Origin of the sequence: Gemmobacter lanyuensis (assembly GCF_014652355.1) — a bacterium.
GTDB classification, from domain to species: domain Bacteria; phylum Pseudomonadota; class Alphaproteobacteria; order Rhodobacterales; family Rhodobacteraceae; genus Gemmobacter; species Gemmobacter lanyuensis.
Map to the genome: position 1 here is coordinate 58220 of NZ_BMYQ01000016.1, position 14257 is coordinate 72476.

The window sequence follows — 14257 nt, forward strand, 5'->3', positions numbered from 1 at the left end:
GGTTTTCCCCTTCTCTGTTTTTGTTCAGTTTTTCGCGACATCATCGGTCCAGTATCCGGCGATGTAGCTGTGGCCGCGCGCGGGGGTGCCGCGCTTGCGGATCACGTGGCGCAGGCGCGTGGCCTGCCGGTCCTCTGCAGCGAACCACAGGTAGGGAGCGGGCGATCCTGACGCCGCAAGCCGGGCCAGAACCCAGTCCTCCAGCACGGCCTGCCCACGCAGGAGCCAGCGGATGCGCACGCCTTCTGGTCCGGGCAGAGGTTGGCGAAGCGACGGGTCGGCGATCTCGATCAGAACCTCGCCGCAGGTCGCGGGGTCGGCGGCCGCCAGAATGCGCGCCATCGCAGGCAGCGCCGTTTCATCCCCCGCCATGAGGAGATGCCGGGCGTCGGGCAGCCAGCCGCCCCCCGGACCGATCAGCCCGACCTCAGCCCCCAACGCATGCGGCGCCCAGCGACAGGTACGACCGCGGCCGTGGTGGTAGATGTCGATCTCGAGCCAGCCTGCTGCGGCATCGATGGCGCGAATGGTATAGACCGGGTCATGCAGCTTGTCCTCGCCCTGCGGCCAGACGGTGCGACCCGCAGCATCCACACCCGGCCAAACCGGCCTGCGCCCATCAGGTGGCAAAAGCAGCCGCAGATGCAAACCACCCCGGGCAAATAGGGCAAACCCCGGACCTTCCAGCCGCAGGCGCAAGAAGCCGGGCACTGGACGCGTCACCGCCGTCACCCGCGCAAGGCGGAAGTTCTGCGGATGGGCGCTGACCGGGGCGGGCAAATTCCAGTCCAGCCGTTCGGCCAGCGACGTGTCGAACCTGTCGAGGTAGAAGATCACCCATTGGCGCAAGACAAAGGCATCGGGCGGCGTCAGCGGTGCGGCCTGCAAAAGCACCGCGTCCGCCGTGCGGGTCAATGTGACAAGCCCCACCCCGGTGTCGATCGACAGGCCATCCGCGCGGTCAAGATAAACGCGATCATGGCTGTCCAGCTCGGCGCGAAGGAAGGTCAGAAATGGCTCGGCCGCAACGGGAAGGGTGCAGCGCAGCATCGGAACAGGGGTCAGATCGGTCATCGCGGGCTCACGTCATGGGCCCCGGACTGACGGGGCGGTGGAACGTGACCTGGCGGTGATGGGGCCTCTGCCCGCGGATCGGCTCGGTCGGGAACGGAAAGAACGCAGACCGAATGCAATTCCCATGTGAAATAGTCAAGTATTAACCATGTCAAAAAACCGCAGCTCCCGACAGGCCGTGGCGGAAAAGTCGCATCTCCGTCTCGGCAGGGCCCGGTCGGAAAGGGCAAGGCCGATGCCTGCACCGACGCCGCGCTTGCCAAGCCCGGTGTCGCCCGTCATCATGAATCGCGACAGAGGAGATCGACATGCGGAAGTTTCTGGTCGTGCTGGATGACAGCCGCGAATGCCTGAATGCAATGCGCTATGCTGCCCTGCGGGCCGCCCATACAGGGGCAGGGGTGCAGATCCTGTCGATCATCCCGCCCGAGGAGTTTCGCCATTGGATGGGCGTCGCCGATCTGATGCGCGCCGAGGCGCGCGAACGGATCGAAGCGCATTTCGAAGTCTTTGCCAAATGGATGCGCGACAAGCAGGGCGTGAACCCGGAACTCGTGATCCGCGAGGGCGATGCCGCGCAAGAGATTCTGGCGCAGGTCAAGGCCGACCCGGAAATCGGCATCCTTGTGTTGGGGGCAGGCACCGAGAAAAGCGGCCCCGGCCCGCTGGTGTCGTCCATGAGCCGCAATTCCGGCACCCTGCCGATTCCGATCACCATCGTTCCGGGCGACATGTCCAAGGAACGGCTGGAAGCCATCACCTGACCGCGCAGCCGCGCCGGGGACCTGCAGATGAAAACCATCGGGATTCTGGGCGGCATGTCCGCCGCTTCGACCGTGATCTACTACCGCCAGCTCTGTGATCTGACGCGGGCGCGGCTGGGGGGCCTGCATTCGCCGCAGCTTTTGATCCGCAGTCTGGATTTTGCACCTGTCGCGGCGGCGCAGGCGGCCGGGGATTGGGCCGCCCTCGGCCAGATGCTGAACACAGAGGCGCGGCGGCTTGAAGAGGGCGGGGCCGACCTGCTGCTGCTGGCCACCAATACGATGCACAAGGTGGCTGACACGATGATGGCGGGGGTGTCGATCCCGCTGATCCATATCGCGGATGCAACGGCCACGGCGATCCGGCAGGCAGGGCTGACGCGCCCCGGCCTGATGGCCACCGCCTTCACGATGGAGCAGAGCTTTTACACCGACCGCCTGCGCGCCGCGGGCCTTGATCCCCTGGTGCCTTCGGCCGAGGACCGGGCCACGACCCATCGCATCATCTATGACGAGCTTTGCCGCGATCAGGTCCTGCCTGCGTCCCGCAGCGCCTATGAAGGCATCGCGGCCCGGCTGGCCGCTGACGGGGCCGACTGCCTGATCCTCGGCTGTACCGAGGTTGGAATGTTGCTGTCTGCTGCGAACAGCCCGCTGCCGGTCTTTGATACGGTGGCCATCCATTGCGCCGCCGCGCTTGAGGCCGCATTGTGACCGCGCTCGTCGCCCCGCGTGACCGGCTGGCCTATTACGACCAGCAAGAGGTGACACTGCCCCGCCTTCTGAACGCGACCGAGGTCTGGAACCGGATGATGCGGGACCCGCTGCCGGGGCTAAGACTGGCCTTCCGGCTGCGCGATGCGATCGCGGCCCGGTTCGGGGTGGCGCGGATCGGCGGGTTTTCCGGCCGGCAGGTGGCCAAGGTGGCGGTGGGTGACCGGCTCGACTTCTTTCTGGTGGAAGGGGTGTCCGATACCCAACTGGTGCTGACAGCGCGCGACCGGCATCTGGATGTGATGATTTCCACCGATTGTGACGGCCCGCGCGTCTGCGCTACCGCCTCGGTCGTGACGCATAACGCCTTTGGCCGCGCTTATATGCTGCCCGTGGCCCCCGCCCATCGCTGGATCGTGCGCGCCATGTTGCGCCGTCTGAAACGGGATCTGACGCCACGGACGTAAGGGAAGCTTGCCCGGACCTCTGGATTCTTTCTGCGCTGCAGCATATATCGGGCGCAGGGAGGACATGCAGAGAGAAAAGGCCCCTGCCATGTTCATGCGTTTCAAGAAACCCGCCCGCGCCGCAGCCCCCGTGCCTGTGGCCCTGCCCGCCGATGCCCTTGCCTACTACGCCCGCGAGGCCAGCTCTGGCCCCCTGCGCGAGCTTTCGGCGCTGGATCAGATGTACGGCTATTGGCAGGCCGACTGACCGCCCCTCGGGGCGCGAAACCTTGACTTCGTGGCCCGTGGTGGCCATATCGGGGGCAACCCCCCGGAGGTGTCCCATGTTCATCCAGACCGAATCCACGCCGAACCCGGCAACGCTGAAGTTCCTGCCCGGCCGCACCGTGCTGGAGCTGGGCACCGCCGATTTCCAATCCGCCGAAGCCGCCACCAAAAGCCCGCTGGCCGCCCGCATCTTTGCGGTCGATGGCGTGCAGGGCGTGTTCTTCGGGTCCGACTTCGTGACCGTCACCAAGGCCGATGCCGCGATCTGGGACCATATCAAGCCCTCGATCCTCGGCGCGATCATGGAACATTACCAATCGGGCGCCCCCGTGATGCAGGGCGAGGCTGCGGCCTCGGGCGGGCATGCCAATAACCATGCCGCCGAAGACGATGATATCGTCCGCCAGATCAAAGAGTTGCTTGATACCCGCGTGCGCCCCGCCGTGGCGCAGGATGGGGGCGACATCACCTTCCACGGCTTTGATCGCGGCGTGGTTTACCTGCACATGCAGGGCGCCTGCGCGGGGTGCCCGTCGTCGACCCTGACGCTGAAGATGGGCATCGAAAACCTGCTGCGTCACTATATCCCCGAAGTGACCGAGGTTCGCCCGGTGGCCGCCTGATCATGGCGAACAGGCCTGTTCTCGGCTTTGATACATCGGCCGCGCATTGCGCGGCCGCTTTGCTTTTGCCCGATGGCCGGGTGCTGAACCGGCTGGAGGCGATGGAAAAGGGGCAGGCCGAACGGCTGATCCCCCTGCTGGACGACCTTCTGACCGAAGGCGACATCGGCTGGTCAGATCTGGCCGTCATCGGCGTAGGCACCGGACCCGGCAACTTTACCGGGGTGCGGCTTTCCGTCGCCGCGGCGCGGGGGCTGGCCTTGGGGCTGGGGATTCCCGCAGTTGGCGTGACTCGGCTGGAAGCGCTGGCCCATGGCCTGCCCCGCCCGCTGCTGGTGGCCGAGGATGCCCGCCGGGACGAAATCTATGCCCAGATCTTCTACGAAGACGATGCAGATCCCGCGCGGCTGATCCCGCTCTATCGCATGCCGCAGGTGCGTTATGGCACAGGCTCGGCGGTGCCGAACGGGTTGCCCCCGGCGCTGCCTCTGGCCGAGGCGATCGCGCGCATCGCACAGGACCGGGCCGAGGATGACCCGCCCCGCCCCGCTCCCTTCTACTTGCGCGGCGCCGATGCCGCGCCCCCGGCCGACCCGCCCCCGACCATCCTGCCATGACCCCCGCAGACATGGCCGCGCTGCATGGGCGCTGCTTCACCACACCGCGCCCCTGGTCTGCCGCAGAAATCGCGGCGCTGCAGGCGGACCCGTTCTGCTTTTGCCTTCAGCGCGATGGCGGGTTCCTGATCGGCCGCGTCGTTGCAGGTGAGGCCGAGCTTCTGACCCTTGCCGTCGCCCCCGAGGCCCGTCGCCAGGGCCTTGGCCGGGCGCTTTTGACTGGGTTTCTGGCCGAATCCGCCCGGCGCGGGGCGGAACAGGCCTTTCTGGAAGTGACCGCCGAAAATGACCCCGCCCTTGCCCTTTATGCCGCCGGGGGATTCGCCCAGGCGGGCCGCCGACGGGGCTACTACCGCCGGGCCGATGGCAGCGCGCTGGACGCGCTGGTGCTGGCGCGCGCGGTTTCGGCAGACGACCTGCGGTTGACGTAAGGTCGCACGGCGAAACGCCGCCCGGAATTTGATCGAAAGATCAAAGCGCCCCCATCGGCCCCCAGATTCCATCTTGACCGATCCCGCCAATCCCGCCCTAAATTGGCGACCATCAGCGCGGCACCCGCACGGGCCTGCGGGACCGACGGCGCAAAAAACCTAACGATAACCGGGAGATTTCCATGACCCTGATGAAAACCATGCTCGGCGCAGCGGCCACGCTCGCGCTGTCATCGGCGATTGCTTCCGCCGATCCGGCCATCATCTACGACCTCGGCGGCAAGTTCGACAAATCCTTCAACGAAGCCGCCTTCAATGGCGCCAAGAAGTGGGCCGAAGAAACCGGCGGCACCTTCAAGGAACTGGAAATGCAATCCGAGGCGCAGCGCGAACAAGCCCTGCGTCAGCTGGCGGAATCGGGCGCGAACCCCATCGTCATGACGGGCTTTGCCTTTGGCGACACGCTGAACACCGTCGCCCCGGACTTCCCCGACACCAAATTCGCCATCATCGACATGGTCGTGGAACAGCCGAACGTGAAATCGGTGGTCTTCACCGAACATGAGGGCTCCTATCTCGTGGGCATGATGGCGGCGCTCGCCTCGAAAACCGGGACCGTGGGCTTCATCGGCGGCATGGACATCCCGCTGATCCGTCGCTTCGGCTGCGGCTATGCCGAGGGCGTGAAGGCTGTGAACCCCGATGCCACCGTGGTTCTGAACATGACCGGCACCACCCCGGCCGCTTGGAACGACCCGGTCAAGGGCGCCGAGCTGGCCAAGGCACAGAAATCGCAGGGCGCGGATGTGATCTATGCGGCGGCGGGCGGCACCGGTATCGGCGTGCTGCAGGCGGCGGCAGATGAAGGCATCCTGTCGATCGGCGTGGACAGCAACCAGAACCACCTGCATCCGGGCAAGGTTCTGACCTCGATGACCAAGCGCGTCGACAATGCCGTCTACAACGCCTTCAACGACGGCGAAGCGATGACGGCGGGCCTGACGGTCATGGACCTCAAGGCCGATGGCGTGGGCTATGCGATGGACGACAACAACGCCGCCCTGGTGACGGATGAGATGAAGGCCAAGGTCGAAGAGGCCGCCGCCAAGATCAAGTCGGGCGAGCTGAAGGTGCACGACTACATGTCGGACAACACCTGCCCGGCGGCGACGTTCTGATCCCGTCATGATGGGGGCACATGACACGGGGCGGCAGGCATCTGCCGCCCCCTTCGCGATCGAGTTGAAGGGCATTTCCAAGGCCTTCGGCCCGGTTCAGGCCAACAAGGACATCTCGATCCAGGTTGCCAAGGGATCGATCCACGGGATCATCGGTGAAAACGGTGCGGGGAAATCGACGCTGATGTCGATCCTCTACGGCTTTTACAAGGCCGACGCCGGCGAGATCCTGATCAACGGCCGACCAACCACCATCCCCGACAGCCAGAGCGCCATCCGCGCCGGCATCGGCATGGTGTTCCAGCATTTCAAGCTGGTGCAGAATTTCACGGTGCTGGAAAACATCATCCTGGGCGCCGAAGACGGGCCGATGCTGGCCACCTCGCTGGGGAAGGCCCGCAAGGTGCTGGCCGATCTGGCGCGCGAATACGAACTGGATGTCGATCCCGACGCGCTGGTCGAAGATCTGAGCGTGGGCCACCAGCAGCGGGTCGAAATCCTCAAGGCGCTGTATCGTCAGGCGGAAATCCTGATCCTGGATGAACCGACGGGCGTGCTGACCCCGGCCGAGGCGGATCACCTGTTCCGCATCCTGCGCGGCCTCAAGGATCAGGGCAAGACCATCATTCTGATCACGCACAAGCTGCGCGAGATCATGGAGATCACCGATACCGTCAGCGTCATGCGGCGCGGGCAGATGACCGCGACGGTCAAAACGGCCGAGACGAACCCCGAACAGCTGGCTGAACTGATGGTGGGCCGTAAGGTGCTGCTGCATGTCGAAAAGCAGCCCGCGAACCCTGGCCGCACCGTGCTGGAGGTTGAAAACCTCCGTGTGGTCGATGAACAGGGGGTCGAACGGCTCAAGGGCATTTCGCTTTCGATCCGCGCGGGCGAGATTCTGGGCATCGCCGGGGTTGCGGGCAACGGGCAGTCGGAACTGCTGGAAGTGCTGGGCGGTCTGACACGTGGCACGGGCGTGGTGCGGATGAATGGCAAGACGCTGGACCTGACCGGCCGCCATTCCGACGGGCAAAGCCGCCGCGCCGACGGTATCGCCCATGTGCCAGAAGACCGGCAGGTGCTGGGCCTGATCATGGATTTCACCGCCTGGGAGAACGTGGCCTTCGGCTATCACCATGCGCCGGAATACCAGAAGAACGGCCTTCTGATGGACAATGAGGCAATCCGCCGCGACACCGAGGCCAAGATGGCCACCTTTGACGTGCGCCCACCGATCCCGACCTTGGCAGCCAAGAATTTCTCGGGCGGGAACCAGCAAAAGATCGTCGTCGCGCGCGAGATCGAGCGGAACCCCGATCTCTTGCTCGTGGGCCAGCCCACGCGCGGCGTGGACATCGGCGCCATCGAATTCATCCACAAGCAGATCGTTGCATTGCGCGATGCAGGCAAGGCTGTGCTGCTGATCTCGGTCGAGCTGGATGAGATCATGAGCCTGTCAGACCGTATCGCCGTCATGTTCGATGGTCGCATCATGGGCGAGCGCGACCCGGCTACCACCAATGAACGCGAACTGGGCCTGCTGATGGCCGGTGTGAGTGAAGGGGCCGCATGATGGACAAACTGCCAAAGTGGGCGGACATCCTTCTGGTGCCGCTGATTTCGCTGCTGCTCGCGGCGCTGGTGTCAGCGCTGGTGCTGCTGGCGATCGGGCAAAGCCCCATGCAGGCGCTGACGGTCATGGTCAATGGTGCGATCGTATCGCCCTATGGCTGGGGCTATACGCTTTATTATGCGACCTCGTTCATCTTCACGGGGCTGGCGGTTTCGGTCGCCTATCATGCGGGGCTGTTCAACATCGGCGCCGAAGGGCAGGCGCAGCTTGGCGGACTGGGCGTGGCCCTGGCCTGCCTGTTCCTGCCCTGGCCGCATTGGTCGCTGGCGCTGGTGGGGGCCATGGTTGGGGCGGCGCTGTTCGGCGCGGCCTGGGCTGCCATTCCCGCCTGGCTGCAGGCCAAGCGCGGCAGCCATATCGTGATCACCACGATCATGTTCAACTACATCGCCGCAGCCGTGCTGATCTATCTGCTGGTCGAGGTGCTGCGCCCCGCAGGCCAGATGGACCCGGCCTCGGCCCGCTTCCCGGCAACCACCTCGCTGCCGCAGTTCCAGGACATTCCGGGGCTGCAGTCGCTGTTCCTGCGCTATGCCGCCGATGGCACGGTGCGCCTGAATGCCGAGGGGCTGCCGCTTTATCAGAAGGTTCCGGCCAATGTGACCTTCTTCCTTGCAATCCTCGCCTGTGTCGGGGTCTGGGTCATGCTCTGGCACACCCGGCTGGGCTATATGATCCGCGCTTTCGGCAAATCGGAAAAGGCCGCCCGCTATGCCGGGATTTCGGCGGTGAAGATCACCATGACCGTCATGCTGATCTCGGGCGCGCTGGCGGGCCTGATGGCGATCAACAACGTCATGGGGCAGAGCGAGCGATTGCTGCAAAACTCGGCCGAGGGGGCGGGTTTCATCGGAATCGCCGTGGCGCTGATGGGGCGCAACCATCCGGTGGGGGTGTTTCTGGCCGCGATCCTGTTCGGTTTCCTCTATCAGGGGGGCGCCGCGCTGGGGCTTGAAACCGCGATCCCGATCGAGCTGCGAACGGTGGTGCAGGGGCTGGTGATCCTGTTCACCGGCGCGCTGGACCAGATGGTCCGCATGATGCTGGGCTGGGCCTTCCGCGCCCGCCGCACTGTCTGAGAGAGGGCGCGACAGATGGATTACGCAACCTTCCTGCAGATTTTCGACACGACGCTGCGCCTTGCGACGCCGCTGCTCTTTGCCTGCCTTGCGGGGCTTTATTCCGAACGCGCCGGGGTTTTCGACATCGGGCTTGAGGGCAAGATGCTGATGGCAGCCATGGCCTCGGGCGCGGTCGCGGCGCTGAGCGGATCGGTTTGGATCGGCCTCATGGCCGGGATCGTGGGCTCGCTTGCCTTTGCTTTGGTGCATGGGATCGCCTCGATCACCTTCCGGGGCAACCAGCTGATTTCGGGCGTGGCGCTGAACTTTGTCGCGTCGGGGATCACCGTGCTGATCGCGCAGGATCTGTTCGGCCAAGGCGGGCGCACCCCGCCGCTGGAGGGCGGCGCGCGGATGTTGGAAATCACCCTGCCGCTGGCGGAAACGCTGCGTCCGGTGCCGGTGATCGGCCCGCTTTATGCCGATGTGATCTCGGGCCATCCGATCCTTGTCTATGTGGGCCTTCTGCTGGTGCCTGCGACCTGGTGGCTGCTTTATCGCACCCGCTTTGGTCTGCGGCTGCGGGCGGTGGGGGAAAACCCGGCCTCGGTCGATACCGCCGGCGTTTCGGTCAAGCGTCTGCGCTTTTCGGCCGTGCTGATCGCCGGGGTCCTCTGCGGGCTGGCCGGGGCCTATATGGCTACGGGCCTGCAAGCGGGCTTTGGGCGTGAGATGACGGCCGGGCGCGGCTATATCGCGCTGGCGGCGCTGATCTTTGCGAAATGGCGGCCTTGGCACGCACTTTGGGCCTGTCTGCTGTTCGGGTTCTTCCAATCGCTCGCGCTGCGGCCGGATGTGATGCAGGCGGTCGGGATCAAGATCCCTGGCCCCGCGCTGGACGCCCTGCCCTATATCCTGACGGTGGTGGTGCTGGCCGGGCTGGTCGGCAAGGCCGTGCCGCCGCGTGCAGGCGGCGAACCCTATGTGAAGGAACGGTAAGATGACCGACATCACCGCGCTGACCGCGCTTGTGCAGGCGCGCGCAGGGGCCGCCCCGGTACAGCTGGGGCTGATCCTCGGATCGGGGCTCGGGCATCTGGCGCAGGCGGTGGATGGCGTGGCCATCCCCTATGCCGATCTGCCGGGTTTTCCCCATGCCGGGGTGTCGGGGCATAACCCCAACCTGGTGATTGGTGATCTGGAAGGCGTGCGCGTCGCCGTTTTCGGCGCGCGCGAACATTACTACGAACGCGGCAATCCGGCGGCGATGCGGGTGCCGCTGACCCTGCTGAAGGCGCTGGGGGCTGAATGCCTGATTGCCACCAATGCCGCAGGCAGCCTGCGCCCCGATATTCCGCCGGGTGATCTGATGCTGCTGTCGGATCACCTCAATTTCTCGGGCCTGAACCCGCTGATCGGGGAGCCCACGGATGCCCGCTTTGTCCCGATGGGCGATGCCCATGACCCGGCCCTGCGCGCCGCCCTGAAACAGGCGGCCGAGGCCGAGGGCATCCTCCTGCCCGAAGGCGTCTATACCTGGTACTCTGGCCCCTCGTTCGAGACGCCAGCCGAAATCCGGGCGATCAAGATCCTCGGCGGCGATGCCGTGGGCATGTCCACCGTGCCCGAGGTGATCCTCGCGCGGTTCCTCGGGCTGCGGGTAGCGGCGATCTCGACCATCACGAACATGGCGCAGGGCATGTCGGACGAAAAGATCAGCCACGAACACACCAAGGCCATGGCGCCGCTGGGGGCCAGAAAACTCGACCAAATCCTGCGGAGATTCTTGCGCAACATGCGCTGATCAAATTTTCGCAGGCGCAGCAAAAGCGCAGGGGTTGATTTGACTTCGGGGTCAAAGCTGCACATGGCTGGGCGCTACAGTCTTCTCTGACCGGCCATCCCCATGCAGCTTTACCTTCCCATCGCCGAAGTTTCGGTCAATGCCATCGCACTTGTCGGTATTGGCGGCATTGTCGGTTTTCTCTCGGGCCTTTTCGGCGTGGGCGGCGGGTTTCTGATCACGCCCTTGTTGTTTTTCATCGGAATTCCGCCGGCCGTGGCGGTGGCGACCGGGTCGAACCAGGTTGTCGCTTCCTCCATTTCCGGCGTGCTGGCCCAGCTGAAGCGCAAGGCGGTCGATTTCCGCATGGGCGCGGTCCTGCTGGGGGGCGGTCTGATCGGATCCTCCGTGGGGATCTGGGTTTTCCGCAAGCTGAGCGCGGCGGGTCAGGTCGATCTCTTCGTGCAGTTGTCCTATGTGCTGTTTCTGGGCGTCGTCGGCCTGATGATGCTGCAGGAAAGCCTGCGCGCGCTGGCGCGATCACGCAAACCCGGCGCACCCATCCGCCGCGCCCATGTGCATACCTGGGTGCATGGGATGCCGTTGAAGATGAAGTTCCGCACCTCGGGGCTTTATATCAGCGTGATCCCGCCCTTGGTGATCGGCGCCTTCATCGGGTTCCTGTCGGCAGTCATGGGGGTGGGTGGCGGCTTCATCATGGTCCCCGCGATGATCTATCTGCTGGGGATGCCGACCAAGGTCGTCATCGGCACCTCGCTGTTCCAGATCATCTTCACCACGGCCTTCACCACGGTGATGCACGCAGTGTCGAGCCAGACGGTCGATCTGATGCTGGCGCTGTTGCTGATCCTGGGCGGGGTTGTGGGGGCACAGTTCGGTGCGAGGGTGGGCGTCAAGCTGCGGGCCGAGCAATTGCGGATTCTGTTGGCGCTTCTGGTACTTGCGGTCTGCGCCCGGGTGGCCTTCGATCTGGTGATGACGCCCGAGGAGTTCTATTCGATCACTGCGGGGCGCCTGCCATGATCCGTGCTGTTGCCCTGTTCCTGATGCTGGCCCTTGGGCTGCCCGCCGTTGCGGAAGAAAAGATCGTCGCAGGCCTGTCGCAATCCTCAGTCTCGATCACGGCGGATTATGCCGGGTCCGAGATCCTGGTCTATGGCGCGGTCAAGCGCGAAACCCCGATCCCCGAAGGGGCGCCCCTGCGCGTCATCATCACGGTCGAGGGGCCGGATCAGCCTGTTCTCGTCCGGCGCAAGGATCGCGTCTACGGGATCTGGATCAATAATGACAAGCTTGAGGCCGGGATGGTGCCCAGCTTTTATGCGGTCGCCACTTCGGCCCCGCTGAAAGATGCGCTCAGCCCCGAGGCGGACCTGCGCTACGGGATTACCCTGCCCCCTGCCCTGCGGACCGAGGATCGTGACAGCCAGCCTTTCCTGGATGCCCTGCTGCGAATCCGCACCCAGGATGGCCGCTACGCGACCTATGAAAACACCATCGCCCTGACCGAACAGACGCTGTTCCGCACCGATATCGTCTTGCCCGCCGCACTGACCGAAGGGAACTACACCGTGCGGGTGTTCCTGACGCGGGATGGCGCAGTGGTGGACGAAATGAAGCGCACGCTTTGGGTTCGCAAGGCGGGGTTGGAGCGGTTCCTCTATGAGGCCGCGCATCAATATGCGTTGCTCTACGGTCTGGCGGCCCTGCTGATTGCGGCGGTTGCGGGGTGGGGGGCTTCGGCCATCTTTGCGCGGTTGCGCTGGTGATCAGGCGGCGGCGGTGCTGCGCGCCTCGATCGCCGGCCAGCGCCGCGCCAGCGTGATCCCGCGCAGCGCATTGAGGCCCATCAGCGCGGCCCAAAGCCCATGGTTGCCAAACAGCGGCAACAGGACGGCCAGCAACACGGCATAGGCGGCAACGCAGACCATCATCGCCTGCCGCATGTCGCGGGTGGCGGTGGCGCCGATGAAGATTCCGTCATACATCCAACTTGCCACGCCGATCACCGGGGCCAGCACCAGCCAAGGCAGGTAATCGCGGGCGGCGGCGCGGACCTCGGGGGCGGTGGTCATCAGATCGACAATGATCGGCCCCAGCACCGCAAAAAGGCAGGCGAGCAACGCAGCCCCACCAAAACCCCAGCGAAAGGCAATGCCGACCGACTGCCGCAGCGCCGGACGCGACCGCGCGCCGACCGCCTGACCGACCAGCGCCTCGGCCGCGAAGGCAAAGCCATCCAGCGCATAGGCGGTGATCTCAAGGAACTGCATCAAGACCTGATTGGCGGCCAGCGTCACATCCCCCAGACCCGCGCCGAAAAACAGGAAAGCGGTAAAGCTGCCCTGCAACAGCACCGACCGCACCATGATATCGGAATTGACCTGCGCCATGCGCCGCAGGGCGACGGTATCGGCAAGCCGCGCCCGGGCCGCCTGCAGCGCCGGGCCGAAGGCCGACCGGCAGAGCCAAAGGCCCAGTGCCAGACCCGACCACTCTGCCATCAGCGTTGCCCCCGCCACCCCGCGCACGCCCCAGCCCAGGGCCAGCACGAACCACAGATCCAGCACGATGTTCAGCCCGTTCATCCACAGCTGCAAGACCAGCACCGCCCGCGTCCGCTCCACCGCAATCAGCCAGCCGGTGACGGCATAAAGCGCGATGGTCGCGGGTGCCCCCCAGATGCGAAGCGACAGGTAGCTGCGGGCCAGCGTCTCAACCTCGGGGCTGGCGGGGGCCACGCGGAAGGCGGCCCAGAACAGCGCCCCCTGCAACAGGATGAACACCGCCCCCGCCGCAAGGCCGATGATCAGCGCGCGCAGCAGCACAGCCGTGCTTTCGGCGGCATCCCCCTGCCCCTGCGCCTGTGCGGCAAGGCCGGTGGTCCCCATCCGCAAAAAGCCGAAGATCCAGTAGAAGGTGGCCAGAACCACCGCCCCCAAGCCCACCGCCCCGATGGGCGCGGCCAGCCCCATCTGCCCCACAACGCCGGTATCGACCGCCCCCAGCAGGGGCACCGTGGCATTCGACAACACGATGGGCGCCGCGATGCGCAGCACCCTGCGATGGGTCACGGCGGGCAGGTCGCTCACGCCTCGGGGTCCGGCATCAGGAAATGGCCGGTCGCCTGTGCGAACAGCCGGGCGCGGTTGTCCTGCCAGGCCTCGACATGGACGCTGGCATAGCGCCGCCCCGACCGGTTCACCCGCGCCCGGGCATAGGCATCGCGCGGCAGGCCGGATCGCAGATAATCAACCGTGAAATCAATGGTTTTCGGCAAACGCGGAAAGGGGGCATCGGGCGCGGTCACATCGATCTGGCCCGTCTCCATCCCTTCCCACAGGGTGGTCCAGCTCAGCTCGATGATGGCGGCCACCTCAAGGAAGGCCGCCGTCGCCCCGCCATGCAGGGCGGGCAGCAAGGGGTTGCCGATCAGGTCATCCTTGAAGGGCAAGATGGCCGTCAGCTCATCCCCCCGGCGGTCGAACTGGATGCCCATGAAGCTTATGTAGGGCACCCCTTCGACCAGATGACGCAGCATGGCATCGCGGCGGGTCTTGATCACCTGCACGGGTTCCGGTTTTGCGCGGCTCATACCGAAGCCCCCCTGCGGTCAAAGGT

The 14257-nt window shown here is 65.4% G+C and carries 17 protein-coding genes; 14 read left to right on the forward strand and 3 right to left on the reverse strand.

Annotated elements, in window-relative coordinates; all coding sequences use genetic code 11:
- Positions 1–24 precede the first annotated feature (24 nt).
- A complete protein-coding gene (locus IE101_RS17800) occupies positions 25–1074 on the reverse strand; it encodes a siderophore-interacting protein (protein ID WP_189635200.1) in 1050 nt (349 codons plus the stop codon).
- A 308-nt stretch (positions 1075–1382) separates the two neighbouring features.
- Here IE101_RS17800 and IE101_RS17805 point away from each other — a divergent pair, with 308 nt between their 5' ends.
- From IE101_RS17805 to IE101_RS17870, 14 genes are all read left to right on the forward strand, one after another.
- Entirely contained in the window at positions 1383–1838 is a 456-nt protein-coding gene (locus IE101_RS17805) for a universal stress protein (RefSeq protein ID WP_189635201.1), read from the forward strand.
- Between the two features lie 27 nt (positions 1839–1865).
- Positions 1866–2552 (forward strand): aspartate/glutamate racemase family protein, encoded by a 687-nt coding sequence (locus IE101_RS17810; RefSeq protein WP_189635202.1) that lies wholly within the window; start codon positions 1866–1868, stop codon positions 2550–2552.
- A complete protein-coding gene (locus IE101_RS17815) occupies positions 2549–3019 on the forward strand; it encodes a DUF2867 domain-containing protein (protein WP_229804292.1) in 471 nt (156 codons plus the stop codon). Before IE101_RS17810 ends, IE101_RS17815 begins: the two co-directional genes overlap by 4 nt.
- 88 nt (positions 3020–3107) lie before the next feature.
- A complete protein-coding gene (locus IE101_RS17820) occupies positions 3108–3266 on the forward strand; it encodes a hypothetical protein (RefSeq protein ID WP_189635203.1) in 159 nt (52 codons plus the stop codon).
- 76 nt (positions 3267–3342) lie between these two features.
- Complete coding sequence (locus IE101_RS17825; RefSeq protein ID WP_189635204.1) at positions 3343–3909, forward strand: NifU family protein; 567 nt, start codon at positions 3343–3345, stop codon at positions 3907–3909.
- 2 nt (positions 3910–3911) lie between these two features.
- Positions 3912–4526: a tRNA (adenosine(37)-N6)-threonylcarbamoyltransferase complex dimerization subunit type 1 TsaB gene (gene tsaB / locus IE101_RS17830; protein WP_189635205.1), complete on the forward strand. Its 615-nt coding sequence runs from the start codon at positions 3912–3914 to the stop codon at positions 4524–4526.
- The gene (locus IE101_RS17835; RefSeq protein ID WP_189635206.1) at positions 4523–4957 is read left to right on the forward strand and encodes a GNAT family N-acetyltransferase; all 435 of its coding nucleotides are present in this window, start codon (positions 4523–4525) and stop codon (positions 4955–4957) included. The genes tsaB and IE101_RS17835 overlap by 4 nt, the downstream gene beginning before the upstream one ends.
- 182 nt (positions 4958–5139) lie before the next feature.
- A complete protein-coding gene (locus IE101_RS17840; RefSeq protein WP_189635207.1) occupies positions 5140–6135 on the forward strand; it encodes a BMP family lipoprotein in 996 nt (331 codons plus the stop codon).
- Between the two features lie 7 nt (positions 6136–6142).
- Positions 6143–7711 carry an ABC transporter ATP-binding protein gene (locus IE101_RS17845; RefSeq protein ID WP_189635208.1) on the forward strand — a complete coding sequence of 523 codons (1569 nt, stop codon included), beginning with the start codon at positions 6143–6145 and terminating at the stop codon, positions 7709–7711.
- Entirely contained in the window at positions 7711–8850 is a 1140-nt protein-coding gene (locus IE101_RS17850) for an ABC transporter permease (RefSeq protein ID WP_189635209.1), read from the forward strand. The genes IE101_RS17845 and IE101_RS17850 overlap by 1 nt, the downstream gene beginning before the upstream one ends.
- Positions 8851–8865: 15 nt before the next feature.
- Positions 8866–9831, forward strand: coding sequence for an ABC transporter permease (locus IE101_RS17855; RefSeq protein WP_189635210.1), 966 nt, complete (start codon positions 8866–8868; stop codon positions 9829–9831).
- Position 9832: 1 nt separating this feature from the next.
- Complete coding sequence (locus IE101_RS17860) at positions 9833–10636, forward strand: purine-nucleoside phosphorylase (protein WP_189635211.1); 804 nt, start codon at positions 9833–9835, stop codon at positions 10634–10636.
- 102 nt (positions 10637–10738) lie between these two features.
- Positions 10739–11659 (forward strand): sulfite exporter TauE/SafE family protein, encoded by a 921-nt coding sequence (locus tag IE101_RS17865; protein WP_189635212.1) that lies wholly within the window; start codon positions 10739–10741, stop codon positions 11657–11659.
- Entirely contained in the window at positions 11656–12405 is a 750-nt protein-coding gene (locus tag IE101_RS17870) for a TIGR02186 family protein (protein WP_189635213.1), read from the forward strand. The genes IE101_RS17865 and IE101_RS17870 overlap by 4 nt, the downstream gene beginning before the upstream one ends.
- Here the strand turns inward: IE101_RS17870 and IE101_RS17875 are convergent, their stop codons facing one another.
- Together IE101_RS17875 and IE101_RS19865 are read right to left on the reverse strand one after the other, a co-directional pair.
- Positions 12406–13728, reverse strand: a complete 1323-nt coding sequence (locus IE101_RS17875; RefSeq protein ID WP_189635214.1) for an MATE family efflux transporter — start codon at positions 13726–13728, stop codon at positions 12406–12408.
- Complete coding sequence (locus IE101_RS19865) at positions 13725–14231, reverse strand: PaaI family thioesterase (RefSeq protein ID WP_229804293.1); 507 nt, start codon at positions 14229–14231, stop codon at positions 13725–13727. The genes IE101_RS17875 and IE101_RS19865 overlap by 4 nt, the downstream gene beginning before the upstream one ends.
- Between the last annotated feature and the right edge of the window lie 26 nt (positions 14232–14257).

Excerpts from the sequence above, each read along its gene's own strand:
- IE101_RS17840 (WP_189635207.1), top strand. The coding sequence starts at position 5,140 with ATGACCCTGATGAAAACCATGCTCGGCGCAGCGGCCACGCTCGCGCTG.
- IE101_RS17860 (WP_189635211.1), top strand. The coding sequence starts at position 9,833 with ATGACCGACATCACCGCGCTGACCGCGCTTGTGCAGGCGCGCGCAGGG.
- tsaB (WP_189635205.1), top strand. The coding sequence starts at position 3,912 with ATGGCGAACAGGCCTGTTCTCGGCTTTGATACATCGGCCGCGCATTGC.
- IE101_RS17835 (WP_189635206.1), top strand. The coding sequence starts at position 4,523 with ATGACCCCCGCAGACATGGCCGCGCTGCATGGGCGCTGCTTCACCACA.
- IE101_RS17865 (WP_189635212.1), top strand. The coding sequence starts at position 10,739 with ATGCAGCTTTACCTTCCCATCGCCGAAGTTTCGGTCAATGCCATCGCA.
- IE101_RS17820 (WP_189635203.1), top strand. The coding sequence starts at position 3,108 with ATGTTCATGCGTTTCAAGAAACCCGCCCGCGCCGCAGCCCCCGTGCCT.
- IE101_RS17805 (WP_189635201.1), top strand. The coding sequence starts at position 1,383 with ATGCGGAAGTTTCTGGTCGTGCTGGATGACAGCCGCGAATGCCTGAAT.
- IE101_RS17810 (WP_189635202.1), top strand. The coding sequence starts at position 1,866 with ATGAAAACCATCGGGATTCTGGGCGGCATGTCCGCCGCTTCGACCGTG.
- IE101_RS17800 (WP_189635200.1), bottom strand. The coding sequence starts at position 1,074 with ATGACCGATCTGACCCCTGTTCCGATGCTGCGCTGCACCCTTCCCGTT.
- IE101_RS17870 (WP_189635213.1), top strand. The coding sequence starts at position 11,656 with ATGATCCGTGCTGTTGCCCTGTTCCTGATGCTGGCCCTTGGGCTGCCC.
- IE101_RS19865 (WP_229804293.1), bottom strand. The coding sequence starts at position 14,231 with ATGAGCCGCGCAAAACCGGAACCCGTGCAGGTGATCAAGACCCGCCGC.
- IE101_RS17825 (WP_189635204.1), top strand. The coding sequence starts at position 3,343 with ATGTTCATCCAGACCGAATCCACGCCGAACCCGGCAACGCTGAAGTTC.
- IE101_RS17850 (WP_189635209.1), top strand. The coding sequence starts at position 7,711 with ATGGACAAACTGCCAAAGTGGGCGGACATCCTTCTGGTGCCGCTGATT.
- IE101_RS17845 (WP_189635208.1), top strand. The coding sequence starts at position 6,143 with ATGATGGGGGCACATGACACGGGGCGGCAGGCATCTGCCGCCCCCTTC.
- IE101_RS17855 (WP_189635210.1), top strand. The coding sequence starts at position 8,866 with ATGGATTACGCAACCTTCCTGCAGATTTTCGACACGACGCTGCGCCTT.